At 73.9% G+C, this 26,008-nt stretch carries 21 protein-coding genes; 10 read left to right on the top strand and 11 right to left on the bottom strand.

The features are described 5' to 3' along the window. Window positions 1-9: 9 nt before the first annotated feature. The 4 genes from AC5L34_RS05810 to AC5L34_RS05795 all read right to left on the bottom strand — a co-directional run bounded on the left by AC5L34_RS05810 (window position 10) and on the right by AC5L34_RS05795 (window position 6,676). Window positions 10-723, bottom strand: coding sequence for a DedA family protein (locus AC5L34_RS05810; RefSeq protein ID WP_441173771.1), 714 nt, complete (start codon window positions 721-723; stop codon window positions 10-12). A 79-nt stretch (window positions 724-802) separates the two neighbouring features. Continuing rightward, entirely contained in the window at window positions 803-3,328 is a 2,526-nt protein-coding gene (locus AC5L34_RS05805) for a polynucleotide kinase-phosphatase (protein ID WP_494824011.1), read from the bottom strand. Further along, window positions 3,325-4,818, bottom strand: a complete 1,494-nt coding sequence (locus tag AC5L34_RS05800; RefSeq protein ID WP_494824009.1) for a 3' terminal RNA ribose 2'-O-methyltransferase Hen1 — start codon at window positions 4,816-4,818, stop codon at window positions 3,325-3,327. The genes AC5L34_RS05805 and AC5L34_RS05800 overlap by 4 nt, the downstream gene beginning before the upstream one ends. A gap of 286 nt (window positions 4,819-5,104) precedes the next feature. Beyond that, a complete protein-coding gene (locus tag AC5L34_RS05795; protein ID WP_494824008.1) occupies window positions 5,105-6,676 on the bottom strand; it encodes an LPXTG cell wall anchor domain-containing protein in 1,572 nt (523 codons plus the stop codon). A 181-nt stretch (window positions 6,677-6,857) separates the two neighbouring features. On the opposite strand from AC5L34_RS05795, the gene AC5L34_RS05790 reads away from it, so the two are divergent. Further along, complete coding sequence (locus AC5L34_RS05790; protein ID WP_494824006.1) at window positions 6,858-7,343, top strand: SigE family RNA polymerase sigma factor; 486 nt, start codon at window positions 6,858-6,860, stop codon at window positions 7,341-7,343. Next, window positions 7,340-8,401, top strand: a complete 1,062-nt coding sequence (locus AC5L34_RS05785; RefSeq protein ID WP_494824004.1) for an LCP family protein — start codon at window positions 7,340-7,342, stop codon at window positions 8,399-8,401. Before AC5L34_RS05790 ends, AC5L34_RS05785 begins: the two co-directional genes overlap by 4 nt. Window positions 8,402-8,455: 54 nt before the next feature. Here AC5L34_RS05785 and AC5L34_RS05780 read toward each other — a convergent pair whose 3' ends face one another. Continuing rightward, window positions 8,456-8,668: a hypothetical protein gene (locus AC5L34_RS05780; RefSeq protein ID WP_494824002.1), complete on the bottom strand. Its 213-nt coding sequence runs from the start codon at window positions 8,666-8,668 to the stop codon at window positions 8,456-8,458. Between the two features lie 128 nt (window positions 8,669-8,796). Here AC5L34_RS05780 and AC5L34_RS05775 point away from each other — a divergent pair, with 128 nt between their 5' ends. Both AC5L34_RS05775 and fbaA read left to right on the top strand, forming a co-directional pair. Beyond that, window positions 8,797-9,180 carry a phage holin family protein gene (locus tag AC5L34_RS05775; protein WP_441173763.1) on the top strand — a complete coding sequence of 128 codons (384 nt, stop codon included), beginning with the start codon at window positions 8,797-8,799 and terminating at the stop codon, window positions 9,178-9,180. A gap of 151 nt (window positions 9,181-9,331) precedes the next feature. Then, on the top strand, window positions 9,332-10,357 hold the full coding sequence (gene fbaA, locus AC5L34_RS05770; protein WP_089002651.1) for a class II fructose-bisphosphate aldolase: 1,026 nt from the start codon (window positions 9,332-9,334) through the stop codon (window positions 10,355-10,357). Between the two features lie 69 nt (window positions 10,358-10,426). Here fbaA and AC5L34_RS05765 read toward each other — a convergent pair whose 3' ends face one another. Continuing rightward, window positions 10,427-11,683 carry an LOG family protein gene (locus AC5L34_RS05765; RefSeq protein WP_441173762.1) on the bottom strand — a complete coding sequence of 419 codons (1,257 nt, stop codon included), beginning with the start codon at window positions 11,681-11,683 and terminating at the stop codon, window positions 10,427-10,429. A gap of 264 nt (window positions 11,684-11,947) precedes the next feature. Here AC5L34_RS05765 and AC5L34_RS05760 point away from each other — a divergent pair, with 264 nt between their 5' ends. After that, a complete protein-coding gene (locus tag AC5L34_RS05760; RefSeq protein ID WP_441173761.1) occupies window positions 11,948-12,376 on the top strand; it encodes a DUF3151 domain-containing protein in 429 nt (142 codons plus the stop codon). 122 nt (window positions 12,377-12,498) lie between these two features. Here AC5L34_RS05760 and AC5L34_RS05755 read toward each other — a convergent pair whose 3' ends face one another. Beyond that, entirely contained in the window at window positions 12,499-14,148 is a 1,650-nt protein-coding gene (locus tag AC5L34_RS05755) for a MinD/ParA family ATP-binding protein (RefSeq protein ID WP_441173760.1), read from the bottom strand. A gap of 1,058 nt (window positions 14,149-15,206) precedes the next feature. Beyond that, a complete protein-coding gene (locus AC5L34_RS05750; protein WP_494823999.1) occupies window positions 15,207-16,328 on the bottom strand; it encodes a diacylglycerol kinase family protein in 1,122 nt (373 codons plus the stop codon). 122 nt (window positions 16,329-16,450) lie between these two features. On the opposite strand from AC5L34_RS05750, the gene AC5L34_RS05745 reads away from it, so the two are divergent. From AC5L34_RS05745 to AC5L34_RS05725, 5 genes are all read left to right on the top strand, one after another. Next, the gene (locus AC5L34_RS05745; RefSeq protein ID WP_441173758.1) at window positions 16,451-17,737 is read left to right on the top strand and encodes an adenylosuccinate synthase; all 1,287 of its coding nucleotides are present in this window, start codon (window positions 16,451-16,453) and stop codon (window positions 17,735-17,737) included. 164 nt (window positions 17,738-17,901) lie between these two features. Continuing rightward, window positions 17,902-18,819: a type IV toxin-antitoxin system AbiEi family antitoxin domain-containing protein gene (locus AC5L34_RS05740; protein WP_441173757.1), complete on the top strand. Its 918-nt coding sequence runs from the start codon at window positions 17,902-17,904 to the stop codon at window positions 18,817-18,819. 107 nt (window positions 18,820-18,926) lie between these two features. Beyond that, window positions 18,927-20,174 carry a phosphoribosylamine--glycine ligase gene (gene purD / locus AC5L34_RS05735; RefSeq protein WP_494823997.1) on the top strand — a complete coding sequence of 416 codons (1,248 nt, stop codon included), beginning with the start codon at window positions 18,927-18,929 and terminating at the stop codon, window positions 20,172-20,174. A 59-nt stretch (window positions 20,175-20,233) separates the two neighbouring features. Then, window positions 20,234-20,752: a SigE family RNA polymerase sigma factor gene (locus AC5L34_RS05730; protein ID WP_494823995.1), complete on the top strand. Its 519-nt coding sequence runs from the start codon at window positions 20,234-20,236 to the stop codon at window positions 20,750-20,752. Continuing rightward, a complete protein-coding gene (locus AC5L34_RS05725; RefSeq protein WP_441173754.1) occupies window positions 20,745-21,584 on the top strand; it encodes a hypothetical protein in 840 nt (279 codons plus the stop codon). Before AC5L34_RS05730 ends, AC5L34_RS05725 begins: the two co-directional genes overlap by 8 nt. Window positions 21,585-21,593: 9 nt before the next feature. Here AC5L34_RS05725 and AC5L34_RS05720 read toward each other — a convergent pair whose 3' ends face one another. From AC5L34_RS05720 to AC5L34_RS05710, 3 genes are all read right to left on the bottom strand, one after another. Next, window positions 21,594-22,958 (bottom strand): MFS transporter, encoded by a 1,365-nt coding sequence (locus AC5L34_RS05720; protein ID WP_441173753.1) that lies wholly within the window; start codon window positions 22,956-22,958, stop codon window positions 21,594-21,596. A 127-nt stretch (window positions 22,959-23,085) separates the two neighbouring features. After that, window positions 23,086-24,651 carry an AMP-binding protein gene (locus AC5L34_RS05715; RefSeq protein ID WP_441173752.1) on the bottom strand — a complete coding sequence of 522 codons (1,566 nt, stop codon included), beginning with the start codon at window positions 24,649-24,651 and terminating at the stop codon, window positions 23,086-23,088. 142 nt (window positions 24,652-24,793) lie between these two features. Next, window positions 24,794-26,008: an acyl-CoA dehydrogenase family protein gene (locus AC5L34_RS05710; protein ID WP_494823993.1), complete on the bottom strand. Its 1,215-nt coding sequence runs from the start codon at window positions 26,006-26,008 to the stop codon at window positions 24,794-24,796.

The following is a 26,008-nucleotide window of genomic DNA, read 5'->3' as shown; positions in this document are numbered from 1 at the left end:
GCCGGGCGGTCAGTGCTTGCCGTAGTGCTCGCGGGTCTCCCGGATCGCCTCCTCGGCGGCGGCGATCTCCTGCGGGGTGGTGCCCCGCTTGGCGGCCATCCGTGCCCGGAGCAGTTCGACGGCGATCGGGACCACCGAGATCAACACGATGGCGATCAGGATCGCCTCGATGTTCGCCTTGACGAACGGGATCTGGCCCAGGAAGTAGCCGAGCACCGTCACACCCGTGCCCCAGAGCACGCCGCCGATCACGTTGTAGATCACGAACGTGCGGTAGTTCATCCGGCTGACCCCGGCCACGATCGGCGTGAACGTCCGCACGATCGGCACGAAGCGGGCCAGCACGATGGAGCGCGCGCCGTACTTCTCGAAGAAGTCGTGCGCCTTGAGCACGTTCTCCTGCTTGAACAGCTTCGAGTTGGGCCGGCGGAACAGCGCGGGGCCGACCTTGCGGCCGAACGCGTACCCGACCTGGTCGCCGGCGATCGCCGCGATGGTGATGAGCAGGCAGACCAGCCACAGCGGGTAGGTGATGTACTTCCCGTCCGCGGTGAGCAGCCCCGCCGTGAACAGCAGCGAGTCGCCCGGCAGGAAGAACCCGATCAGCAGGCCGGACTCGGCGAAGACGATCACCAGGATGCCGATCAGCCCGAACGTCGAGATCAACACCTCTGGATCGAGCCAACTCGGCCCCAGGGCCAGGGTGGTGGTGGGCGTCGGCACGAGGCGACCTCCGAAGTATGCCGGTCGGTGACGGAACGTCCGTAGTCTAGGTGGCTGCCCCCCACACCGGTGCTCGACGTCACAGCCGGGGGTCGACCGGCTCGGACTCGCAGGCCAGGATCGCGAAGACCAGCTCGTGGCGGCGCCACAGCGGAGCACCGGCGACCAGCGCGTCCAGCGCCGCGAGCCCCAGCCCGTGCTCGCGCAGCGCCATCCCCCGCTTGCGCCCCAGCGACCGGCGGCGCAGCGCGGCGAGCTGCTCCGGCTCGTCGTAGCCCGGCCCGTAGATGATCCGCAGGTACTCCCGGCCCCGGCACTTGATGCCCGGCTGGAGCAGCGAACCCCGCTCGGTGCGGGCCGCCGGCCCGGCGTACGGCTTCACCACCATGCCCTCGCCGCCGGCCGCCGTCAGCGCCAGCCACCACTCGGTGGCCGCCACCTCGGCGGCCGGGTCGGCCAGGTCGACGACCTCGCGGCGCGTCGGCGTGAAGAACTCCGGGTCGGCGGCGCAGAGCCGGTCGGCCAGCCCCAGGTGCCAGCCGTGGTCCCGGTCGGCGTAGCTGGCCTTCGCGCCGGCCAGCACCGCGAACGGGGCCAGGGTCACCCCGCGCAGCCCGTCGGTCGGCCCCACGTACGCCCGGTAGGTCTCGGAGTAGGCCAGGATCTCGTCGCGGCGGCGGGCCATCCGGTCGCGCAGCCCGTCCACGGGCAGGCCCCGACCGGCCGCCGCCTCCAGCGCGGCCAGCGCCGCCGGGAGCGCGGCCCGGCCGGCGGCGCCGACCCCGGCGTACTGCTCGCGGATCAGGCCGCCCGCCTTCGCCGACCAGGGCAGCAGCTCGCAGTCGAGCAGCAGCCAGTCGGTGCCCAGCTCGTCCCAGAGCCCCGCCCCGCCGACCGCCGTGCGTACCCGGTCGAGCAGTTCCGCGTCGAGCGGCGCCCCGAAGAACGGGCGGCCGGTGCGGGTGTGCACCACTCCGCCGCCCGGCCCGAACGGCCCGCCGTCGGCCTCCCGGCAGACGAGCACCACCGCCCGCGAGCCCATGTGCTTCTCCTCGCAGACCACCCGGTCCACCCCCGCCGCGCGGTAGTCGGCGAACGCCTGCGCCGGGTGCTCCAGGAAGCCGCCCGCCGTGGCCGTCGAGCAGGGCGCCATCGTCGGCGGCAGCCACGCCAGCCAGCGCGGGTCGACCGCGAAGCGGCTCATCACCTCCAGCGCGGCGGCGGCGTTCTCCGCCGGCACCGTCAGCGACCCGTACGCGTGCTCGATGTGCCGCCGGCCGGTCACGTCGGTCAGCTCCAGCACCTGGTCCGGCCGGGCCGGTGCGGCGGACAGCGGGCGGACCGGGGCGTACCACTCCCGCTCGGCCGGCACCGAGACCAGTTCCTTCTCCGGGTAGCGCAGCGCGGTGAGCCGGCCGCCGAAGACGCAGCCGGTGTCGACGCAGATCGTGTTGTTCACCCACTCCGGCACGGCGGCCGGCGTGTGCCCGTAGACCACCATCGCCGAGCCCCGGTACTCCCGCGCCCACGGGTAGCGCACCGGCAGCCCGTACTCGTCGGTCTCGCCGGTGGTCTCGCCGTAGAGCGCGAACGAGCGCACCCGGCCCGACGCGCGGCCCTGGTAGGCCTCCTTCAGCCCGGCGTGCGCGACCACCAGCCGGCCGCCGTCGAGCACGAAGTGGCTGACCAGGCCGTCGATGAAGCTCGCCACCTCGGCCACGAAGGCGTCCGGTTCCGCCGCCAACTGCTCCATCGTCTCGGCCAGCCCGTGGGTGAGCCGCACCTCGCGGCCGCGCAGCCGGCGCAGCAGCTTCTGCTCGTGGTTGCCGGGCACGCAGATCGCGTGCCCGGCGGCGACCATGCCCATCACCAGGCGGAGCACGCCGGGGGAGTCCGGGCCGCGGTCCACCAGGTCACCGACGAAGACGGCGGTACGCCCCGACGGGTGCGTCGCGTCCACCGGCCGGCCCCGCTCGTCGCGGCGCAGCTCCCAGCCGAGCCGGACGAGCAGCGCCTCCAGTTCGGCGCGGCAGCCGTGCACGTCGCCGACGATGTCGAACGGGCCGGCCAGCTCGCGCCGGTCGTTGAACAGCTTCTCGTAGCGGATCTCGGCGGCGTCGATCTCCTCGACGCCGCGCAGCACGTGCACCTTCCGGAAGCCCTCCCGGGCCAACTGCCCGTACGAGCGGCGCAGGTCGCGCTGCATCCGGGTGAGCACCTGCCGGCCGAAGGTGCGGTCGGCGCGGCCCTCGGTGCGTTCCCAGGCCAGCGCCTCCGGCACGTCCAACACGACGGCGACCGGCAGCACGTCGTGCTCGCGGGCCACCCGCACCAGGGCGGCCCGGGCGTGCGGCTGGAGGTTGGTCGCGTCGACGACGGTGAGCCGGCCCCGGCGCAGCCGTGTGGCGGCGACGTGGTGCAGCGCCTCGAAGGCGTCGGCGGAGGCGGACTGGTCGTTCTCGTCGTCGGCCACCATCGCCCGGAACGTGTCCGAGGAGAGCACCTGGCTGGGCGCGAAGTGCCGGCGCGCGAAGGTGGACTTGCCGGAGCCGGAGACGCCGACGAGTGCGACCAGGGCCAGCTCGGGGATGTCGAGGGTGGTCACGGGTTCTCCTTCCGGGTCAGCACGACGAGCTGGGTGGGGGCGCCGACCTCGGGATCGTCGTCGCCGACCCCGCCGATCGCGGCGGTGTAGCCGTACGTGGCGCACACCCGGTCGACCCAGGCGGTGAACTCCGCGCGGGTCCACTCGAAGCGGTGGTCGGCGTGCCGGAACCGCCCGGCGGGCAGCCCCTCGTAGCGGACGTTGTACTCGACGTTCGGCGTGGTCACCACGACGGTCGCCGGACGGGCGTGACCGAGCACGGCGTCCTCCAACGCCGGCAGCCGGGGCGGGTCGACGTGCTCGATCACCTCCATCAGCACCGCCGCGTCGTACCCGCGCAGCCGGTCGTCCCGGTAGGTCAGCGCCGACTGCGACAGCCGGATCCGGTCCCGCTGCCGCTCGGGCAGCCGGTCCAGCCGCAGCCGCCGGGCGGCCAGGGTCAGCGCGTGCGTGGACACGTCGGTGCCGACGATCTCGGTGAACCGGCGGTCGCCGACCAGCGCGGCGAGCAGGGCACCGCCGCCGCAGCCGAGGTCCAGCACCCGGCTCGCACCCGCCTCGGCCAGCGCGCCGAGCACCGCCTCCCGCCGTCGCGCGGCCAGCGACGCCCGCCGGGCGGCGACCTGCCCGCCCCCGTCCCCGCCGCTCGCCTCGTCGCCGTTCGTCGCGTCGCCGGTCGCCTCGTTTCCGGTCGCCTCCACCGTCGGCTCGGCGGCCGGCTCGTCGGTCGGCCGCCGCTCGGCGAGCCGGGCCATGGCCAGGCCGGCGAGGGCCCGCCGGTGCGCCAGGTAGCGGCGGGTGATCACGTCACGCTCCGGGTGCGCGGCCAGCCAGCCCTCGCCGGCCCGGAGCAGCTTGTCGACCTCGTCCGGAGCGACCCAGTAGTGCTTGGCGTCGTCCAGCACCGGCATCAGCACGTAGAGGTGGTTGAGCGCGTCGGCGACGCGCACCGTGCCGGTCAGCGTCAGGTCGACGTACCGGCTGTCGCCCCACTCCGGGTGCCGCTCGTCGAGCGGGATCGGGGCGGCGGTCACCGCCCAGCCGAGCGGGCCGAACATCCGGACGGCCACGTCCGCGCCGCCCCGGCACCGCAGCACGGGCACCCGCACCTGAAGCGGGATCGGTGTGCGGGCCAGCTCGGGGCGCTCGCGGGACTCGCCGCGCAGGGCCGAGCGGTACACCTTGGACAGCGCGGAGGAGAGCAGGCTGGACGCCGCGTACGGCCGGTCGTTGACGTACCGCCCGAGGGTGAAGCTGTCGGGGGTAGGGGCCTGCTGCCGGCCGCGGCCCTTGCCCCGCGCGCCGGCCAGCCGCAGCGGGTCGACGTCGAGCAGCAGGGCAGCGGTGCAGCGCTGCTCGCTGGCCTCCGGGTAGAACACGTGCGCGGTGCCGACGGGCACGTCGAAGGAGTGCGCGCGGTCGGGGTGCTTGATCAGCAGGTGTCCGAGGTCGGTCGCCGGGCGGTGCGTGGTGGTCAGGGTGAGCAGCACGCGCCCATGGTCTCAGCCTCGTCGATCTTGCGTCGTCCCGTTTTCGGGTGCTCGACGGGTGGGGTTTCCGGGGGAGCCCCGCCCGCTCCGGGCGGTCAGGCTTGATCCCTGCGCGGGCGGGGCTCCCCCGGAAACCCGTCGTGGACCCGGTTCGTCCGGTGGCTGCGGCCAGCTGGGGTGGGGGCGCGTGCTGTCGGGGTGGGTTCCGGGGGTGGGTGGATGGGGGCGTGGATGTGGCGGTGCCCCGCCGGCCTGGGGTCGGCGGGGCACCGGTGGTGCGGGTGGATCAGGCGACGAAGCGGGTCTTGCGGCGCTTGGTCACCACGTAGCCGCCGACGCCGGCGACGAGCAGCAGCCCGCCGATGCCGGCGATCAGGCCGGTGGACCCACCGGTGATCGGCAGGGTGCCGCCGTCACCGTCACCGTCACCGTCACCGCCGCCGTTGCCGCCGGTCGCGTTCACCAGGATCTTGGCGGCGTCGTTGGCGGGCTTGAGATCGTCGTAGAAGCCGCCCTCGCACTCGCACGGGACGTTGACCTTGACCGCGCCGGTCGCGTTGTCGATCACCTTGTCGATGCGCAGCCGGAACTCCACGGTCAGCGCCTCCCCGGCGGGCGCGAACGGGCCCGGATAGCAGCGGTACTCGCGGGCACCAGGCGTGCCGGCCTCGGAGTAGTCCGTCCTGTCGCCCACGCGGGGCGCACAGTCGCCGGGCACCTCGACGGCGGTGGTGCCCTCCGGCACGGTGACGTTCACGTAGGTGACGTCTGAGTCCGTGCGGAAGTTCTCCAGCGTCGCCGGACCGTTGTTCCGGAAACCGACGGTGGCCGTCACCACCTTGCCGGCCGCGCCGTCCAGCTTGTCGCCGATCGCCTCCAGGTCGGCGCCGTTCTTCCCGGTGATCTCGATCAGCATCGGGGAGAAGTCGTTGTTGGGATCGGTGTCCGTCTGGGCGGCCCGGGCGGCCATGGCGGAGGCCTTGGCCAGGGTCAGCTTCGCGCCGGTGCCACCTCGGGTGGCCTTCGCCCCGGAGGCCTCGCGGACCGCGAAGAGTTCCTCGAAGTCACTGGGGGTCATGAACCGGGTGTTGCCGTACGCGTTCGACGGCGCGTAGGCGTCCTCGGCGATCCGGTAGTTCAGCGTGGTGGTGCGTCCCTCACCGGCCGGGATCTCCTCATCGAACTTGCAGGCGATGACGAAGTCCTCGGCGTAGAGGCAGTTGCTGAACTTGTCCTTGGCGCGGACCGGGTAGTCGTTGTCGAACAGCGCGACCACACCCTTGGCGGTCGTCTGGCCGATGTTGGCGACGGTCAGGTCCGCCTCGAACGAGCCGCCGACCGCAGCCTTGAACTGCTGCTCGGGGCCGCCTGCCAGATCGACGCCCTCGCCGACGCGGATCTTCGCCGTGTAGGTCGCCCGCTCCTTGCCGCCGACCTGGAAGCTGATCTTCAGGCTGCCGGCGTCGTCGAGCTTCGCCTTGTCGGTGGCGACGATCTCCAGGTCGTTCAGCCAGGCGCCGTAGTACTCGTCCACCTGGACCGGAAGGTGCTCGCGGCAGACGAGCACGCCGGCCTCGGGGGTCTCGCAGTCGTTTCCGTCGAACACCGGGTCCAGCGTGACCTTGCCGGCCAGTGACCGGTAGTCGTACCGGACGCTGACGTCGTGGAGCATGGTCGGCACTTCGGTGTAGAGCTGAAGCGTCCGGACCTTCCCCGGCGCGTCGAGCGCGACGGTGGTGTCCGGGAAGTAGAGCTCGATGTCGTCCGGCGCGGCGGCGGCGGGGCTGGCGGAGGCGGCGACGAGCGCGCCTGCGACGCCCAGCCCGGCCAGCCAGCGCCGGGTGGAGTGCGTGAGCATGTGGGGGGGGTTCCTCCCGTGGGAATGCCAGGAGTGGCCAGCGGATCTTAAGGACTCCTTAAGAGCTGCCGCTGCCCGGTCCGCCCCACCGGGGCAAACATCGACCGAACAGCTGACCAGGACCGCCGCAACGTTCCGGCCGCCCGCATCCGTCTTCAGGAGCAGGAGTCCGGGAGGTGCAGTGACGTACGAGGAGTTCGCCGACTCGCGGCTGGCCGCGCTGCTGCGGTACGCGGTCATGCTGACCGGCGATCCGCACCAGGCGCAGGACCTGGTGCAGGACACCATGGTCCGGGTCCAGCTCAACTGGCGTCGGGTGGCCCGCGCCGACTCGCCCGAGCGTTACGTCCGCCGGATGCTGACCAACCAGTACGTCGACTGGCGACGGGGCTCCTGGATGCGGCGGGTGCTGCTGCGCGCCGATCCCGACGACGCGGTGCCGGCGCCGGCCGACCACGCCCAGCACGCAGTGGAGCGGGACCAGGTCTGGTCCTGGCTGTCCCGGCTGCCCCGCCGGCAACGGGCCACGCTGGTGCTGCGCTACTACGAGGACCTGCCCGACGCGGAGATCGCCGACATCCTCGGCTGCGCTGTCGGGACCGTGCGTTCGTCCATCTCCCGCGCCCTGGCCACGCTGCGCGCCGAATTCGTGGAGGCCCGATCGTGATCGAGGACGACCTGCGTGCCGCCTTCGCCCGGCACGAAGCCCTGGCTCCGCCCGTCGGCCCACTGCGGTCCACCATCGACCGGCTCGCGGCAGCCCGCCGCCGTCGTCGGCTGCGGCTACGGGCCGGCGGTGCCGCGCTGGCCCTGCTCGGCGTACTCGGGATCGGGGTACCCCAGCTCACGCCGGACCGGGTCGCCGGCGACGCCACCCTGCTCGCCGAGCCCACCGGACCGGCACCGACGGACGCGCTGAACTTCCTGCTGCTCGGCGCGGACGGCTCGGCGAAGGAGCCCGCCCGGATGGCGGACTCGATCCTGCTGGTGCACATCCCGGCCGACCGCAGCCGGCCGTACCTCATCTCCCTGCCCCGCGACCTGGCGGTGTCGATTCCCGGGCACGGGACCGACAAGCTCAACGCCGCCTTCCTGCACGGCGCCGGCGAGGGCCGGCCCGACCCGAAGGGCGGCTACGAGCTGACCCGCCGGGTGGTCACCGACCTGACCGGCGTACGCGTGGACGCCGGCGCGGTGCTCACCTACCCGGTGCTGCGCCGGCTCACCGACGAGGTCCGTGGCGTGGAGGTCTGCCTGCCGCGCGAGGTGCGCTCCGTCCACACGAAGCGGGTCTTCCCGAGCGGCTGCCAGCGGCTCGACGGCGCCGCCTCGGTCGACCTGCTGCGGCAGCGGCGGGGACTGCCCGAGGGCGGGCTCGACCGGGACCGGCACACGCAGCTCTTCGCCGCCGGGTTGATCCGGCAGGCCGGTGAACAGGGGGTGTTGACCAACCCGGTCAGGCTTCTCACCCTGTCCGACATCGTCGCCGCGGACCTGATGACGGACGGCGACGGCACGACTCTCGTGGACCTGCTGAGGGTGCTTCCGGATCTGAAGTCCGTCGACCCGGTCGGGCTCAGTTTCCCGGTCGGGCCGCCGGAGGGCCTCGGCTGGCGGCTGTCACCGGATCCGGAGCAAGCCCCGGCGTTCCTCGCGGCGTTGCGGGAGGACCGGCTGGCGCAGTGGGCGGCGCGGCATCCGGACCGGGTCAACCGCACCCGCTGACGCGCGGGCCGGACGCCACCGGGACCGTCCGGCGTCGTCCGGCCCGCGTACGGCTCAGCGGTAGTCGTCCTCGTCGGCGGCGACCACCCGCGCCTGCTCCATCGCGTCCCAGTCGCCGACCTCCAGGCCACGGTGGGGCTCGGTGTCGGCGTCGCCCGGATCGATCACGGCGGCCTGCTCGACCGCGTCGGCCGGCTCGGCCTCCATGTCGCGCTCCTCGGGGCTGAGGTGGTCGCTGGGTGCGAAGTCCTCTTCGGGCTGACCCATATCAGTCCCTCCCGGGATCTCGGCGGACAGTTCCCCACACACCGTACGGGTTGCACCCGCCCGCCGCTCGGAAGCCGAGTCGACCGAATCGGCCCACCGGCCGGTGCCCCCGGTGCCAGGATGGGACGGTGGGCTTCCTGATCCGGCTGGTGATCACCGCCGTCGCGCTGTGGGTGACCACGCTGGTCGTGCCCGGGGTGGAGGTGAGCGGCCGGTCCGGCACCAGCTCCGCCCTCACGCTGGTCGTCGTGGCCCTGATCTTCGGCGTGGTGAACGCGGTGCTCAAGCCGCTGATCAAGGTGGTCGGCTGTGTCTTCTACCTGCTCACCCTCGGCCTGTTCGCGCTGGTGGTCAACGCCCTGCTGTTCCTGCTGACCGACTGGATCGCCCGGGCGCTTGACCTGCCGTTCCACGTGGACGGTTTCTGGGCCGCGTTCTGGGGTGCCATCGTGATGGCCGTGGTGACCTGGCTGATCAGCGTCGTCGTGCCCGACAGGTGGGAGGGGCGGTGACGAGGCGGCCAGGGACCGGGCGCGTACCGGGTCGGTTGTGCCGGCCCCCGTCTTCTACGGGATACTGCCGACGGTGGACAGCGCGGTCCGGCGCACCCAGGGACAACAGCGGCCGGTGACGGCCGACAGCGGTAAGTAAGGAGCGTTCGACATGCCCATCGCTTCCCCCGAGACCTACGCGGAGATGCTGGACCGCGCCAAGGCCGGCCGGTACGCGTACCCCGCGATCAACGTGACGTCCTCGCAGACCCTGAACGCGGCGCTGAAGGGCTTCGCCGACGCGGAGAGCGACGGCATCATCCAGGTCTCGACCGGTGGCGCGGAATACCTCTCCGGCCCCTCCGTGAAGGACATGGTCACCGGCGCGGTGGCGTTCGCCGCGTACGCGCACGAGGTGGCCAAGAAGTACCCGGTCAACATCGCCCTGCACACCGACCACTGCCCGCAGGAGAAGCTGGACAAGTTCGTCCGGCCGCTCATGCAGATCTCCAAGGAGCGGGTGGCCGCCGGCCAGGAGCCGCTGTTCCAGTCGCACATGTGGGACGGCTCGGCCGTGCCGGTGGCGGAGAACCTCCAGATCGCGGCCGAGCTGCTCGACCGGGCCGCCGAGGCCAAGATCGTCCTTGAGATCGAGGTCGGCGTGGTCGGTGGCGAGGAGGACGGCGTCGAGAACGCCATCAACGACAAGCTCTACACGACCGTCGAGGACGGCCTGGCCATGGTCGAGGCGCTCGGCCTGGGCGAGAAGGGCCGCTACATGGCGGCGCTGACCTTCGGCAACGTGCACGGCGTCTACAAGCCGGGCAACGTCAAGCTCCGTCCCGAGATCCTCAACCAGATCCAGGAGGCGGTGGGCGCCAAGTACGGCAAGGAGAAGCCGCTCAGCCTGGTCTTCCACGGCGGCTCCGGCTCGCTGCTCTCCGAGATCCGCGAGGCGCTGGACTACGGCGTGGTGAAGATGAACATCGACACCGACACCCAGTACACCTTCACCCGGCCGGTCGCGGACCACATGTTCCGCAACTACGACGGCGTGCTCAAGGTGGACGGCGAGGTCGGCAACAAGAAGATGTACGACCCGCGGGTCTGGGGCAAGGCCGCCGAGGCCGGCATGGCCGCCCGGGTCGCGGAGGCCTGCGAGCACCTGCGCTCGACGGGCACCACGCTGGCGAAGTGACGCGCTGACGCGTACGACCGACGGCCGGCTCCCCGCCCCGGGAGCCGGCCGTCGGCGTGTCCGGGGCCGTCAGGGCGTCGCGGTGAGCACCCGGACGGCCTCGTGGACGTCGTCGGTGAGGTGCACGGAGGACGACAGGTCGCCGAAGGGCGAGGCGCCCAGCAGCGGCCGCAGCAGCGCCTCCACCGGAAGCTCGTGCGTCCAGTACGCGCGGTCCAGGAAGACGTACGCGCCGCTGGCGCCGTCGGTGCCGTAGTAGGTCTTCGTGGCGGCCTGGAACACCTCCTGCACCGTGCCCGCCCGCCCCGGGGCGAAGACGATCCCGCCCCGGGCCAGCCGCAGGATGGTGTCCTCGCGGATGGCGTTGGAGAAGTACTTGGCGATCCGACCGGCGAAGAGGTTCGCCGGCTCGTGCCCGTACAGCCAGGTCGGGATGGCCAGCCCGCCCGCGCGGGCCCAGTCCACGTCGCCGCGGGCCAGCTCCGCGGAGTCGGCGCGGGAGACGCTGCCGGGGTCGGCGGCCTCGGGTCGGGGCAGCGCCACCGGCCGGCCGTAGAGTTCCCGGACCCGCAGCGCCACCGCCGTGTAACGGTCGTGGTCGGTGAAGTCGGGCGCCGTGGCGAGCAGGTCGATCGCGGCGTCCAGGTCCTCGACCGGCCGCAGCGCGAGGTGGGCGCCGAGGTTGGCGGCCTCCATCACCCCGGGGCCGCCGCCGGTCACCACCAGCCGGTCGGCCCGGGCCAGCTCCCAGCCCAGCACCGCCGCCATCCGGTACGGCGCGCTGCCGCGCGGCACCGCGTGCCCGCCCATGATTCCCACCACCGACTGCGGCCCGTGGGTGGCCAGCCAGGCGCGGGTGGCGTCGGCCAGCGCGTTGTCCACGCCGTGGTCGTGCAGCCGCTGGCCGAGCGCCTCCCGGACGTCCGGCAGCGCCCCGCCGTGCGCCCGGAAGTGCTCGTAGACCCGGGTGTCGTACATCCCGGCGAAGCCGCCCTCGGCGAAGCCGGCGGCCAGGTCCTCCGGCGTGTAGAGGTGGGACGGCTGCGTCGGGTAGGGCAGTCCGGAGAACGGCGGTACGACGTTCGCGCCGCGCCGGACCAGGTCGGCGCCGACCTCGCGGGAGGCGAAGCGGCAGCCCACGAAGAGGGTGCCGGTCACCTCGGCGGCGGTGAGGTCGGGGACGGGATCGAGGTCGAGCCGCAGTCCCTGCACAGTCAGCCCGACCAGGCTGCCGGTGGTCAGCCGCCGGTCGAACTCGGCGCGGGTCTCGATCTCGTCGGTGCAGGTGTGCGGCTCGATGACGTCCGCGGGAGGTGGGGTCGGCACCCTGGCCATCCTGCCCCGCCGCGTCAACCGGCCAAACCTGCGCCGGCCCGCCGCCCGATCCGGGCCGGACCGACGGAAGCCCGGCGGTCGTGGCCGCCGGGCTTCCGCAGTACCCGGTCCTGGGGAGGCTCCGGACCAATAGTTGTAGTCGAAAGTATCGGCCGGGGGCATGGGCCGCAGGCGTGACCAACTCCTCAGCCGTTCAGCCAGCCGGCTCGCCCAACCCCCTCGCGCACCCCGGTGCGAAGCGGGTTGAATGGGGCGATGCAGAACCTGTTGCCGGAACCACCGGCCACCCTCCTCCCCGCGCACGACGAGGCCGACGCCGCTCTGGCCGCCGCTGAGAAGGCCGGCAGCGACGAGGCCCACGCCGAGGTGGCGGCGCGCTTCCCGACCTACAGCGCCGGCTGGGGTTCGCTGGCCGCGCGGGCCCTCACCGCCGGCCAGGTCGTCCCGGCGTACGCCTACGCGCGCACCGGCTACCACCGGGGCCTGGACCAGCTGCGCCGCAGCGGCTGGAAGGGCTTCGGTCCGGTGCCGTGGTCGCACGAGCCGAATCAGGGCTTCCTGCGCTGCCTCTACGTGCTGTCGCGGGCGGCCGACGAGATCGGCGAGTCCGACGAGGCGGCCCGCTGCGCCCAGTTCCTCCGCGACTGCGACCCCGCCGCCGCGGACGCGCTGGCCAGCAACTGACGTCGGGTCCGACGGCCGGCGCGGCTCAGCCCGCCCCGGCCGTCGGCTCGTCCAAGCCTCTGGCCGTCCACCTGGCGGCCCCCAGGTCGCCCGGTGGCGTGACCGGGGACACCGGCGACGCCCTACAACCCCTCCGCGACGGCGGCGGCGATCTTCAGCCAGGCGTCCCGGGTGGCTGCGGAGAGCCCGCCGTACCGGATCGGCTCGCCGGTGTCGATGAGGCGCTCGTACGGCGCGAGCAGCACCGCCCGGGTGCGCGCCGCGAAGTGCTCCTGGATCGCCGGCAGGTCGATCTCCTTGCGTGACGGCGGCATCGAGACCACGGTGACCGCCTGCCGGACCAGCCGCTGCCGGCCGCTCTGCTCCAGGTGGTCCAGCATCCGCGCGGCCGTCTCCGCCGAGTCGTTGCGGGCCGACATGGTGACCACCAACTGGTCGGTGGCGTCCATCGCGGCCTGCCAGTTCTGGGCCCGGACGTTGTTGCCCGTGTCCACGAAGATCAGCTTGTAGAACCGGCTGACCACCTCGCGGATCTCGGCGAACGCGGCGGCGGTGAGCATCTCGCCGCCGGTGGCCGACTCGTCCGAGGCGAGGACGTCGAACATCCCCTCACCCTGCGAGCGGACGTACTGCGACAGGTCACCCACCCGCCCGTGCGCGCCCTGGAACTGGCCCAGGTCCCGCAGCATGTCCCGCACCGTACGGGAGTGGAAGTCCTGCTGGGCGCGCATCCCGAGGGTGCCCTGGGTCTCGTTGTTGTCCCAGGCCAGCACGTAGCCGCCGCGCTTCTGGCCGAACGTCATCGCCAGCAGCAGGATGGCCACCGTCTTGCCGGCGCCGCCCTTCGGGTTCACCACGGTCACCTGGCGCAGCCCGCCGAAGTTGCGGCGTACCGTCTCGATGTCCCGTCGCACCTCCTGCTCGTGGCGGCCGGGCGGCAGCCGCAGCCCCATCCGGTTGACCACCGCCCGTACGCCCATCGTGGCCACCGGTTCGGCGGGCCGCACCTGCCGGCGGCGGGCGAAGTCCTCGGCGGTCGGCGGGTCGGTGATCGCCGGATGCCAGGTGGCGTCGGGCTGCGCCGGCGGTACCGCGGTGACCCCCTCCGCAGGCTGGTACGCCTGCTGCGGAGCCGGGCCGCCCGGGGCGGCCTGCGGCCAGGGCGGCGGATACCACCCGGGCGGGTACGGCCCGGGCGGCGACGCGCCCTGCTGCGGCGGGTACGGCCCGGCCTGGGATGGCGGGTACGGCCCGGCCTGCTGCGGCGGGTACGGGCTGCCCTGCTGCGGCGGGTAGGGCCCGGGCGGTGCGGCCTGCTGCGGTGCGACCGGGTCGGCTCCGAAGCCCGGCTGGGGTGAGTCCGGGCCGGCCCCGGGGCCGGGCTCGGACGTCGTTGGGGCGGCCCCGAAGTCCGGCTCGGGTGCTGTCGGGTCGGGTCCGGGATCGTGCCCGGGCGCTGCCGGGTCGGTCCCGAGGTCCGTGGCGGGCCCGACCGGCGGGTCCTGCCCAGCGTGCGGGTCCTGCCCAGCCTGGCCCTGCGGGCCCGGGCCGTGGAGAGCGTCGGTCCGGGGCGGGGCCTGCTCGCCCGGGTGCCACGGGTGCGGGCCCTGGTCGGCCGGGCCGCGCTGGCTCGGGTACTGCTGGGCGACCTGTCGGGGTTCGGCAGCCTGGGACGCGGGCGTCGGGCCGGCGGCACCGGGCCCCGGCCCGGGCTCGGCGGCCGCAGCGGCGGGGCGCTGTGGCGGCTGCGCCCACGGCGACTCCGCCGGCATCCGCGAACCGCCGCCCGGTACCGGACCGCCGCTCGTCACCCCGCCGCCAGCACTCCCGTTGGCCGGACCGCCGCCAACGGTGCTCCCCGAGCCGCCGGCACTTCCGTTGGCCGGGCCGCCGGCACTCCCGTTCGGAGGACTGCCGGCACTCCTGGTGGCCGGGCCGCCGGCGCTTTCGTCCGGGGAGTTGTCGTTCGTCGCCGTGATTCCGTTCGCCCGGTCGCCGGTCTCGTACCCTCCCGTCGAGAGGCCGTCGGGCGTCGTCGCGTCGGCGGTCGCACGGAGGTGGTCAGTTCCGGCGGGCTCGCCCGCACCCGGGGAGGTCCGGGCGGCGGTCAGCGGGCGCGGGGACGTGACGGGCACGGGTGCCACTGGCTGGTCGAGGCTGAAGGGCATGTCGAGGTCGACCCGGCCGGGGCCGGTCTGCGGGGCCCGGGGAGCGGGCACGCCTGCGGCCGTCTCCGGCGTGGCCGGTCTGCCCTGCGCGGGCGTCGGCGGCGCCCAGGCCGAGGCGCCCGGCCCCCACGCGGCGTCGGCCGCCGAGGCCCCCGAGGCCGCGACCGATGCGGTTCCCGAGGCGTCGACCGATGGGGGCAACGGGATCGCGGTCGGCGGAGGCCCCGATGCCGTGGCCGGTGGGGACGACCAGCCGGCGCCCGGGCCCTGTGGCGCGGGCGTCCCCTCGCCGGAAATGGAGGCCCCGCCGGGGACGGGTGCCCCGCCGGAGACGGGTGCCGCGCCGGGGATCGGCACGCCGCCGGTCAGGGACGGATAGTCGGCCGGCGAGGGCGGCTGACCCGGCCGGACCGGGGGCGGTACGGGGGCCGGGGGTGAGGCGGTCGACGCCCAGGGCGGTGTGCCGGCGCCGATCTGGTCCGGCGGCCAGAGTGGTTCGATGTCCCGCTCCGGCATCGGTTGCTGGCCGGGCGCGTGGACCCGGTCGACGTTCTCGTCCACCACGGTTCCTCCCCATTCCTCCTGCCGAGGATAGGCCCAGTGGCCGCGCCCGGCCGGCCGTCACGGGCCGGTCGCGTCGGTCGCGTCGGGGACGGGCGAGGTCAGCTCGCCCAGACCGCCCAGGCGCCCGGTTCGGTCCACCAGGACCGCTTCCGGCTCAGCTCGCCCTCGGCTCCGTCGTCGAGGAACGGGACCTTCCCCTCGCGGGGCAGCACGGCCACGGCCCGCCCCCGGGCGCGTCGTACCTCCAGCCGCACCCGCTTCCTGCCCAACGCCGAGCGGGTCACCACGGGCACGGCCACCGCCACCTCGACCAGGCCGTCCGTCGGGTCCGGGGCGCCGAGCAGGGCCACGTCGTCGAGCCGGGCGTACCCGCCGGCGTTGCCGATCGCGCAGGCCAGCAGCGGGTCGTCGCCGTTGGAGAGCACGGCGTCGTCCACCTCCACCCGGCCGCGCCAGTGCAGCGGCCGGCCGTCGTCGTCGGCGGCGCCGACGAGCGCGCCGTCCAGGGTCACCGAGCCGCCGTCGTTGCGCAGCAGGTCGAGCCGGCGGGGCGTGCCGTCCAGCACCGCGGCGGCCACCGCCGCCGGATCCCGGGGCAGCCCGAGCTGCGCCGCCAGGTCACGGTGCGTCGTGCTCCGCGCCGGATCGAGCGGGAGTACGCCGATCGGCGGCAGGTCCGGCACCGTCCGGTTGCCGGGCAGGTCGTCGGGGCGGCGGCTCGGCGGTGGGGCGTACCGCCGGACGAGCCGGCGCACGACGGCGCGCAACTGGGCGTCGCTGGCCGAGGCGACCACGAGCCGGGTCTTGGAGTCCGGGTCGGGCCAGGTGAGGCCGTCGGGGCGGGTCGGGCCGTCGAACCGGGCCAGCACCTCGTCGATCTCGGCGTCGGAGCGGGCGGTGACCGTCTCGACGCGGGCGCCCCGGGCGGTGAGCGCGTCCGCGCAGGCCAGCACCGGCACCCGTGGGGTGTCGCAGCGCCCGTCGGCCGTGGTGCCGGCACCGGGGACGCAGGCGTCGGTGCCGGCGGCGGGGGCGCTGGCGTCGGCCGTGGTGCTGGCGGTCGCGTGGGCGCCGGCCGAGGCGGCCCCCTTCTGAGGCGCGGCCCCCTCGTGAGGCGCTGTCCCCTCGTGAGGCGCCGCGCCGCAGCAGCCGCCGCTGCCGCAGGCCCCGCCGGGCGCGTCGCGCTCCGAGCCGAGGGTGAGCAGCACCACGTCGTACACGAAAAGGCCTCCTGCCTCCCGACGCGACCCCTGCCGGCCGCGCCGCCACTACTTGTTAGCCTGACACCCCGGGCTCGCCGACCGGTCGCCACCTGGCACCCGAGCCTTCTGGAGGCGAGAAGATGCCAGCGATCGTGCTGCTCGGTGCCCAGTGGGGCGACGAGGGCAAGGGCAAGGTTACCGACCTGCTGGGTGAGCGGGTCGACTACGTCGTGCGCTACTCCGGCGGCAACAACGCCGGCCACACGGTGATCACGCCGGACGGCCAGAAGTACGCGCTGCACCTGATGCCGTCGGGCGCGCTCTCCCCGAGCGCGATGATCGTCATCGGCAACGGTGTCGTGGTCGACCCGAAGGTGCTGCTGGCCGAGATCGACGGCCTCGCCGAGCGCGGGGTCGACGTCAGCCGGCTGCGGATCTCGGGCGACGCGCACCTGATCATGCCCCACCACCGCGCCCTCGACCGGGTGGTCGAGCGCTACCTCGGCAGTTCCCGGATCGGCACCACCGGGCGGGGCATCGGCCCCGCGTACGGGGACAAGGTCGCCCGGATGGGCATCCGGCTACAGGACCTGCTCGACCCGGGCATCCTGCGCAAGAAGCTGGAACTGGCGCTGCGCGAGAAGAACCAGCTCCTGTTCAAGATCTACAACCGCAAGGCGATCGACGTCGACGAGACCGTCGAGGAATACCTGCGGTACGCGGAGCGGCTCAAGCCGTACATCGCCGAGACCCGGGTGATGCTCTGGGACGCGCTGGACCGCGGCGAGACGGTCCTGCTGGAGGGCGCCCAGGCCACCATGCTCGACATGGACCACGGCACGTACCCCTTCGTGACCTCGTCGAACCCGACGGCCGGCGGGGCCTGCGTGGGCGCCGGCATCCCGCCGACGGCGATCAGCAAGGTGATCGCGGTCAGCAAGGCGTACACGACGCGGGTCGGCTCCGGGCCGTTCCCGACGGAGTTGTTCGACGACAACGGGCAGCACCTGCGCAAGGTGGGCCACGAGTACGGCACCACCACCGGCCGGGAGCGCCGCTGCGGCTGGTTCGACGCCGTCGTCGCCCGGTACGCCTGCCGCCTCAACGGGGTCACGGACCTGGTGGTCACCAAGCTCGACGTGCTCACCGGCCTGCCGAAGGTGCCGATCTGCGTCGGGTACGAGATCAACGGCGAGCGCTTCGACGACATGCCGATGACCCAGACCGACTTCCACCACGCGACTCCGATCTACGAGGAGCTCGACGGCTGGTGGGAGGACATCACCAAGGCACGCACCGAGGACGAGCTGCCCGAGAACGCGCGCCGCTACATCGCCCGCGTCGAGGAACTCTGCGGCACCCGCGTCAGCGTCGTGGGCGTGGGCCCGGGCCGCGAGGAAAACGTCCTCCGCCACCCCCTCCTCTAACCCCCTCCCCTCCCGGGCAACCTGCGCGTTGACCAAGAGGTTTGTGTCCTGGTCCGGCCTGGATTCGGGCGCAAACCTCTTGATCAACACGGACAGCGTGGGAACAGGGTGGGAGTTGTCCACAGGGGCGGTGCGGAGCGCGGGCGGGTCGCCATCGTGGTGGGGTGAGTGTCGATGTTCTCCGCCGCATCGCCGGTCGCCAGGACGGGATGGTGACGGCGGCGCAGGCGTTGTCCGCCGGCTTCAGTCGGAGCCAGATCCGGCACCTGTGTCGCTCGGGTCGTTGGCTCCGGGTGGCGAGGGGTTGCTTCGTGCTGGCCCTCGAGTTGAGCCCTGCCGCGCTCCGCAGAGCCCGCATCCGGGCCGTTGTCGCCAGCCTGGGGCCGGGCGCCGTCGTCGTTCTCGACACCGCAGCGGAGCTTCATCGGATCGCCGGGCTCCGTCCGGCGTCCGCCATCCACGTGTCGCTGCCGCCGAACCGGCCACGCCCACAGCGGATCACCGACCCCGACGTCGTGGTGCACCAGCTCACCATCGATCCCCACGCCGTGGGCGAGGTCGCCGGGATGCCCGTGACCACCCCGCTGCGGACGTTGGCCGATGTCATCCTCCGGGCGGACCGTTACTCGGCGGTGTGCGTACTTGACTCCGCGCTGAACCGGCAGGTCGTCACCGAGCCCGACCTGGCCCGGATGCCGGCCCTTCTCGTGGGCCGTAGAGGAGCCGTCGCGGCCCGCCGCCACCTGGCTGAGGCCGACGGGCGGGCGCAGTCCCCGCTGGAGACCCGGACGAGGCTGCGGTGCGTCGACGGTGGCGTACCGCCCGACGCACTTCAGTTGGAGGTCCGCGACGGGGACGGCTGCCTGCTCGGCATCGGCGACCTCGGTTGGCGGGCGGCGCGGGTGATCGCCGAGGCGGACGGGCAGGCACCCCACCACACGCCCGGGGCGGTCTTCGAGGACCGGGCGCGGCAGAACCGGCTGGTCAACGCCGGTTGGCGGATCCTCCGCTTCACCTGGGCCGACACGCTGCGCCCCGACTACATCCCCCACACGGTTAAAGCGGCCCTACATCCCTACTGACCCACCCGCTCGGCGGTGATCAAGAGGTTCTGGTCCTTCCCGGGGCGGAAATGGGACGCGAACATCTTGATCAACGGGGCTGGGGAGGGGGTCAGTAGGATGCGGGTGTGCGCGTACTTCTTCTTGGTGGTGGGGGGCGGGAGCATGCGCTCGCGCTGGGGCTGGCTGCGGATCCGGCCGTCGAGCAGCTGATCGCGGCGCCCGGTAATCCCGGCATCGCTCCGCTCGCGTCGTTGCGGGCCGTCGATCCGTGCGATCCGGCGGCCGTCGCCGCGCTGGCGGTGGAGACCGGAGCCGATTTGGTGGTGATCGGGCCGGAGGCGCCGCTGGTGGCAGGGGTCGCGGACGCCGTACGGGCCAAGGGGATCGCCGCCTTCGGGCCGTCCGGGGAGGCGGCCCGGCTGGAGGGCTCGAAGGCGTTCGCCAAGGACGTGATGACCGCCGCCGGCGTACCGACCGCCCGCGCGTACACCTGCACGGACGCGGAGAGCACCGGCAGGGCCCTGGACGAGTTCGGCGCGCCGTACGTGGTGAAGAACGACGGGCTCGCCGCCGGCAAGGGTGTCGTGGTGACCGACGACCGCGCCGCCGCGCTGCGGCACGCCGAGGAGTGCGGCCGGGTCGTCGTCGAGGAATACCTGGCCGGCCCGGAGGTCTCCCTCTTCGTGGTCACCGACGGCGAGGCGGCGGTGCCGCTGCTGCCCGCGCAGGACTTCAAGCGGATCGGCGACGGCGACACCGGCCCGAACACCGGCGGCATGGGGGCGTACGCGCCGCTGCCCTGGGCGCCGTCCGGCCTGGTCGACGAGGTCATGCGCGACGTCGTGCACCCGACCCTGGCGGAGATGACCCGCCGGGGCACCCCGTTCGCGGGGCTGCTCTACGTCGGGCTGGCGATCACCGCCGACGGCCCCCGGGTGATCGAGTTCAACGCCCGCTTCGGTGACCCGGAGACGCAGGTGGTGCTCGCGCTGCTGGAGACGCCGCTGGCCGGGCTGCTGCACGCCGCCGCGACCGGCACGCTGGCCGGGCACCCGCCGCTACGCTGGCGCGACGGTGCCGCCGTCACGGTGGTGGTCGCCGCCGACGGCTACCCGGCCGCCCCGCGCACCGGCGACGTGATCAACGGAGGTGAGGCGGCGGGGATCATCCACGCCGGCACCCGCCGGGACGCCGACGGGGCGCTGCGTTCCGCCGGTGGCCGGGTCCTCTGCGCCACCGCCACCGGCACCGACCTGCCCGCCGCGCGGAACGCCGCGTACGCGCTGGTGGGTGGGGTGGAGTTGGCCGGTGGGCAGCACCGCACCGACATCGCCTCCGCCGCCGTCGAGGGGCGGATCAGCATTCCGGGCTGACCGGGCAACCTCCACCCTCCCCGCCTCCGTTTGAGCGGTGAGGCGAGGAGGTGGCGGGATTGCCTGCCGACATCGAGGGCTACCGCGAGTACGTCGGGGCGCGGCTGGAACCGCTGCGCCGCACGGCGTACCTGCTCTGCGGTGACTGGCACACGGCCGACGACCTGGTGTCGACGGCGCTGGTCAAGCTGCTGCGGCACTGGCGGCGCGTGTCGCGGATGGACAGCCCCGACGCGTACGTCCGGCGCACCCTGCTGCGGGTCTGGCTCGACGAGCGGCGCCGGCCGTGGCGGCGCGAGGCCGCCTGGGCCGAGGTCCCCGACGGCGCCGTCCGTTCCGCCACCGACGGTGCCGCGGACCGGCTGACCATCCTCGCCCTGCTGGCCGAGCTGCCGCCGCGCCGCCGCGCGGTCCTGGTGCTGCGCTACTTCTGCGACCTGTCCGTGGAGGAGACCGCCCGGGAACTCGGCTGCACCACCGGCACCGTCAAGAGCCAGTCGGCGCGCGCGATCGAGGCGTTGCGGGGCCGCCTCGTCGATGTGCCGGCCCGACCCGAGGGGGCACGCACCGATGGATGAACTCGCCCGGCAGCTACGCACCGCGGTGGCGTCGCCGCCGCCGACCCGGATCGACGTGGACCACCTGATCGCCGCCGACCGGCAGCGCCGCCGTCATCGGACCTGGGCGGCGGCGGGCACCGGGGTCGCGCTGGTAGCCGCAGTCGCGGTGACACCGGCGCTGCTCGCTGGCCCGGCCGCCGGGCCGGCAGGACTCACCCTGCCGGTCGGTGGTGACTCGCCGTCCGCCGACGCGTCGCTCTGTCCGGTGGTGGAACCGGAGCCCAGTGGTCCGCCGGCGCCCCAGCAGTCGTACGACACGAAGCGCGACCGGCCGACCGAGCGCCCCGACGCCGGCGTGGCCCGGCTGACTCTCGTGCTGCGTCCGGCGCTGTCGGCCGTCGTGCCGGCGGGGCTGTCGGTCGACGGCACGATCCCCGGCTGCGACCTGGTCCAGTTCACCTACGAGAAGAGCCACTGGCACTACTACGCCCACGCCCGGCTGACGCGAGGCGGACAGGCCGACAACCTTACGGTGACGCTTGTCCCGACGGCTGCCGATGAGCCCGTCGGCTGCGCCGCTGCTCCCGATTCCCGTACCTGCACCAGTAGGCGCCTGCCGGACGGCGGGACCCTCGCCATCGGCGGGGCCAAGCCCGGTAAGGAGGGCGCTGAGCAGCGCTGGGCGCAGGTGCAACGGACGGACGGCACGACCGTGACGGTGACGACGGACAACTTTGGCGGCGACAGGGACGGTGTGCCGCCGACGTTCCGGTTCGGTCCGCCGCCGGTGCTCACCGTGGCGCAGTTGACGGCCATCGCCACCACGCCCGGGTTGACGCTCCATCCCTGACGCGGGAAGTCAGCCTCGAACCGGTGCGTCCCGGTGCGGGGCGGGCGGCCACAGCTGTTCGACCCGGACGCGCCCCTGTACGCGGGGCGCGTCCCGGTGCGACGCGGGGGCGTACTGCCCGTTGAGCGGGACGCGTTCCTCCACCCGGTTCGTCGGGCCGCCGGGCGGGGCGGGCGGGTAGCGGGGTGGCTCGTCCAGCGCCCGCAGTGCCGGCAGCGGCGCGGCGCCCAGGGTCGCCACCAGCAGCGCCACGGCCAGCACCAGGAAGGCGGTACGCAGGCCGAGCCACTCCACCAGTGGCCCGGCGAGCAGGTAGCCGGCCGGGCCGGCGGCGTACGCGAAGGAGGTCATCACCCCGACCACGCGCCCGCGCAACCGTTCGGGCGTGCGGGTCTGCATGGCGTAGTTGGACAGCGGGTTGACCGGCCCGTACGCGAGCCCGATCGCGACGGCGAAGCCGATCATGGCCGGGAACGGCGGCAGGGTGGCCAGCCCCACGAGGGCCATTCCGATGACGACGAGGGCGATCACCATCAGGGTGTGCCGCCGGATCAGCCGGCCCGCCACCCCGGAGGCGAGCGCACCGACGACTCCGCCGGCGCTCATCGCCATGAGCAGCGCGCCGAGCCGGGCCGGCTCCCCCCGGCCGACGAACCACGCCGGCAGCAGCACCCCCTCGACCGGCAGGTAGAGCGCGGCCAGCACCATCGTGAGCAGCGCGATGGTCCGCAGCAGACGGTCCTGCCAGACGAACCGCAGCCCCTCGACGGTGCCGCGCCACAGCCCGGACGGGGGGCGTTCGGGGCGGCCGGCCCCCGGCAGCCGGACGGCGGCGATCATCGCGACGGCCAGCGCGAAGCCGGTGGCGGTGACCCAGAGCGTCGAGCCGGGGCCGATCGCGGCGATGAGCACGCCGCCGACGCCGGGCCCGATGAGGAAGGCGAGCCCCCATACCGCCTCGTGCACCCCGTTGGCGCGTTCGATGCGCCAGCCAGCGGCCTGTGCGGCGGCCGGCAGCAGGGTCTCCCGGGCGGTCAGGCCGGCCGGGTCGAACACCGCCCCGAGCACGGCCAGCGCCACGATCCAGCCGAGGTTCAGCCCGAGCAGCGCGTCGACCACCGGGATCGCGGCGACCGAGACGGCGGAGAGCGTGTCGGAGACCAGCGCCGTACGCCGCCGGCCGAGCAGGTCCACGACGGTGCCGGAGACGAGGCCGGACAGCAGCAGCGGCAGGGCGGTGGCCGCCGCTACCACGCCGGCCGCGGTGGGGCTGCCGGTGCGTTCGAGCACCAGCCAGGGCAGGGCCACGTTGGCCACCCCGTTGCCGGTGTTGGAGAGCAGTGTCGCCGCCTCGACCAGCAGGAGCGGTGCCATCCGGGGTCGTGGCTGACGGTGACGGGCATGGTGGCGGTGTCGGGCACGGCGGCGCGGTCCGGAACCGATCATGGTGCCGCCAGCCTAGGGGCGGGGGAGCATCCGGGCAGTAACGGCCGGGGAACGGTCAGCTGTAGTAGTAGCGGTGCAGCTCGCGGGCCAGCACCTTGCCGGTGGCGTTGCGGGGCAGGTACTTCACGAAGACCACGTCCCGGGGTACGGAGAACCGGGCCAGGTAGTGCCGGACGTACTCGCGGACGGCCTCCGGGTCGAGCGTCTCGCCGGGGTGCAGGGCGAGGAACGCGGCGAGCCGCTGGCCGTACCGGGGGTCCGGTACGCCGATCACGGCGGCCTCGCGTACCTGCGGCAGCCGGGCGATCAGGTCCTCCACCTCGGACGGGAACACGTTCTCCCCGCCCGAGACGATCATGTCGTCGGCCCGGCCGTCGACGAAGAGCAGCCCGTCGGCGTCGAGCCGTCCCAGGTCGCCCGTGTCGAGCAGGCCGTCGCGGTGTTCCCGGGTGGTCCCGGACGTGTAGCCCTCGAAGAGCATCTCGTTGCCGACGAAGATGCGGCCGACCCGCCCGGGTGGCACCGGCTCGCCGGCCGCGTCGAGGATCTGCAACCGGGTGCCGTGCGGTGCCCGGCCGGCGGTGGTGGGCGCCGCACGCAGCTCGGCGGGGCCGGCTATGGACGCCCAGGAGACCTCGGTGGAGCCGTAGAGGTTGTGCAGGACGTCGCCGTAGACGTCCATGAACCGCGGGGCGAGGCCGCCCGGCAGCGCGGAGCCGCTGACCGCGACCACCTTCAGCGGGGGGCGGGGCTCCGGCGGCGGCACCTCCAGCAGCCGTTGCAGCATCACCGGTACGGCGAAGAGGGCGTCGCAGCGCTGTGCCACCAGGGCGGCCAGCGTGGCGGCCGGGTCGAAGCGGCGGTGCAGCACGATCGTGGCGCGCAGGGCGAAGCAGACCTGGAGGGCGGCGTACCCCCAGGTGTGGAAGAGCGGCGCGGCGATCATGACGGTGTCCCGGGCGTGCAGCGGGATGCGGTCGATGATGGAGACCAGCGGGCCGAAGCCGTTCGGGGTGGGGCGCCGGGCGCCCTTGGGCGCGCCGGTGGTGCCGGAGGTGAGCACGATGATCCGGCCGTCGCGCCCGGGGGGACGCAGCTCGCCGGAAAGCGAGCCGACCACGAGTTCCTCCCGGGCGCGCTCGTCGAGGCGCAGCACCTCGGCGGCGAGGTTGGCGACCCGGTCGACGAACTCGGCGTCGTGCACCAGCACGCGCAGCCGCTGCTCCTCGGCCACGGTGGCGAGCTGCGCGGCGGAGAGCCCGGTGTTGACCAGCACCGCGTCCGCGCCGAGCAGGGTGGCGGCCACGATCGACTCGACCAGGCCGGGGTGGTTGCGGCAGAGCACGCCGACCCGGTCGCCGGGCCGCACCCCGAGCGCCGTCCGCATCCCCCGGGCCAGCCGCTCCGACCGGTCGAGCAGTTCGGCGTACGTCGTCCTGGTGCCCTGCTCGTCGACGACGGCCGTGCGGTCGGGGTCGCGGGCGGCGGCCTGGCGCAGCTCGCCGGCGATGTTCCAGCCCCACCTGCGCAGCGCCTGGAGCTGGGCGGCGACGCGGATCGGCCGGCCGGGGGTGAGCAACCCGCGTCGGGTCAGGGTGGCGACGACGAACGGCAGGTCCATGACGCAACCTCCTCAGGCGGTGCGCGTGGGACCCCGGGCCGGGGCCCCACGCGGGCGGTCTGGAGATCAGGTGCGCGGTGGTACGGGTGCGGCGGCCGCCCGGACCGGCACGTGTCCGGTACGGCAGCGCGCCGGCGGCCGGTCAGCGGATCTGGACGCCGGAGATGGCCCGGGAGATGACGAGCCGCTGGATCTCGGAGGTGCCCTCGAAGATGGTGTAGATCTTGGCGTCGCGGTACCAGCGCTCGACCGGGTGGTCCCGCAGGAAGCCGGCCCCGCCGAGCAGCTGTACGGCCTTGTCGGTGACGGAGACGGCCACCTCGCCGGCCTTCAGCTTGGACATCGAGCCCTCGCCGGCCGTGAAGGGCCGGTTGTTGCGGCCCATCCAGGAGGCGCGCCAGACCAGCAGCCGGGCCGCGTCGATCTCCATCTTCATGTCGGCGAGCGCGAACGCGACCGCCTGGTTCTCGATGATCGGGCGGCCGAACTGGACCCGCTCCTTCGCGTAGTCCAGGGCGTACTCGTAGGCGGCCCGGGCCACGCCCAGCGCCTGCGCGCCGACGGTGGGCCGGGAGAGTTCGAACGTACGCATCGCGGCCTGGCCCGAGGCGCGCTTGCCGGAGCGGGCCCGGTCGAGCCGTTCGAGCAGGGCGTCCCGGCCGCCGAGCAGGCAGCGCCCCGGCACGCGTACGTCGTCGAGGAAGACGTCGGCGGTGTGCGACGCGCGCAGGCCCAGCTTGCGCAGCTTGCGGGTCGCGGTGAGGCCGGCGGTGTCCGGCGGTACGACGAACGCCGCCTGCCCGCGGGAGCCGAGCGTCGGGTCGACCGAGGCGGTGACCACGTGCACCCCGGCGATCCCGCCGTTGGTGGCGTACGCCTTCTGCCCGCGCAGCACCCACTCGTCGGTGGCCTCGTCGTAGACCGCCCGGGTGCGCATCGCGCCGACGTCGGAGCCGGCCTCGGGCTCGGTGGTGCAGAACGCGGCGACGGCCGGCTCGTCGACGGTGCCGAAGCACTGCGGCACCCACTCGACCATCTGGTCGGGCGTGCCGGCGCCGTAGATGGCGGCCACCGCGAGGGAGGTGCCGAAGATGCCCAGGCCGATGCCGGCGTCACCCCAGAAGAGTTCCTCGCTGGCGATCGGGAGGGAGAGGCCGGTGGGGTCGGCCCAGCAGGTGGCGAGGAACTCGAAGCCGTACAGGCCGACCTTCGCCGCCTCCTGGATGATCGGCCAGGGGGTCTCCTCCCGGGCGTCCCACTCGGCCGCGGCCGGGCGCACGACCTCGGCGGCGAAGCCGTGCACCCAGTCGCGCAGATCCCGCTGTTCCTCGTTCAGGTCGAGCGAGAACTCGGCCAT

This window comes from Micromonospora sp. ZG13 (assembly GCF_059359355.1).
The sequence above is the reverse complement of the archived record's forward strand: the minus strand, read 5'-3'. Positions and strand labels throughout refer to the sequence as shown.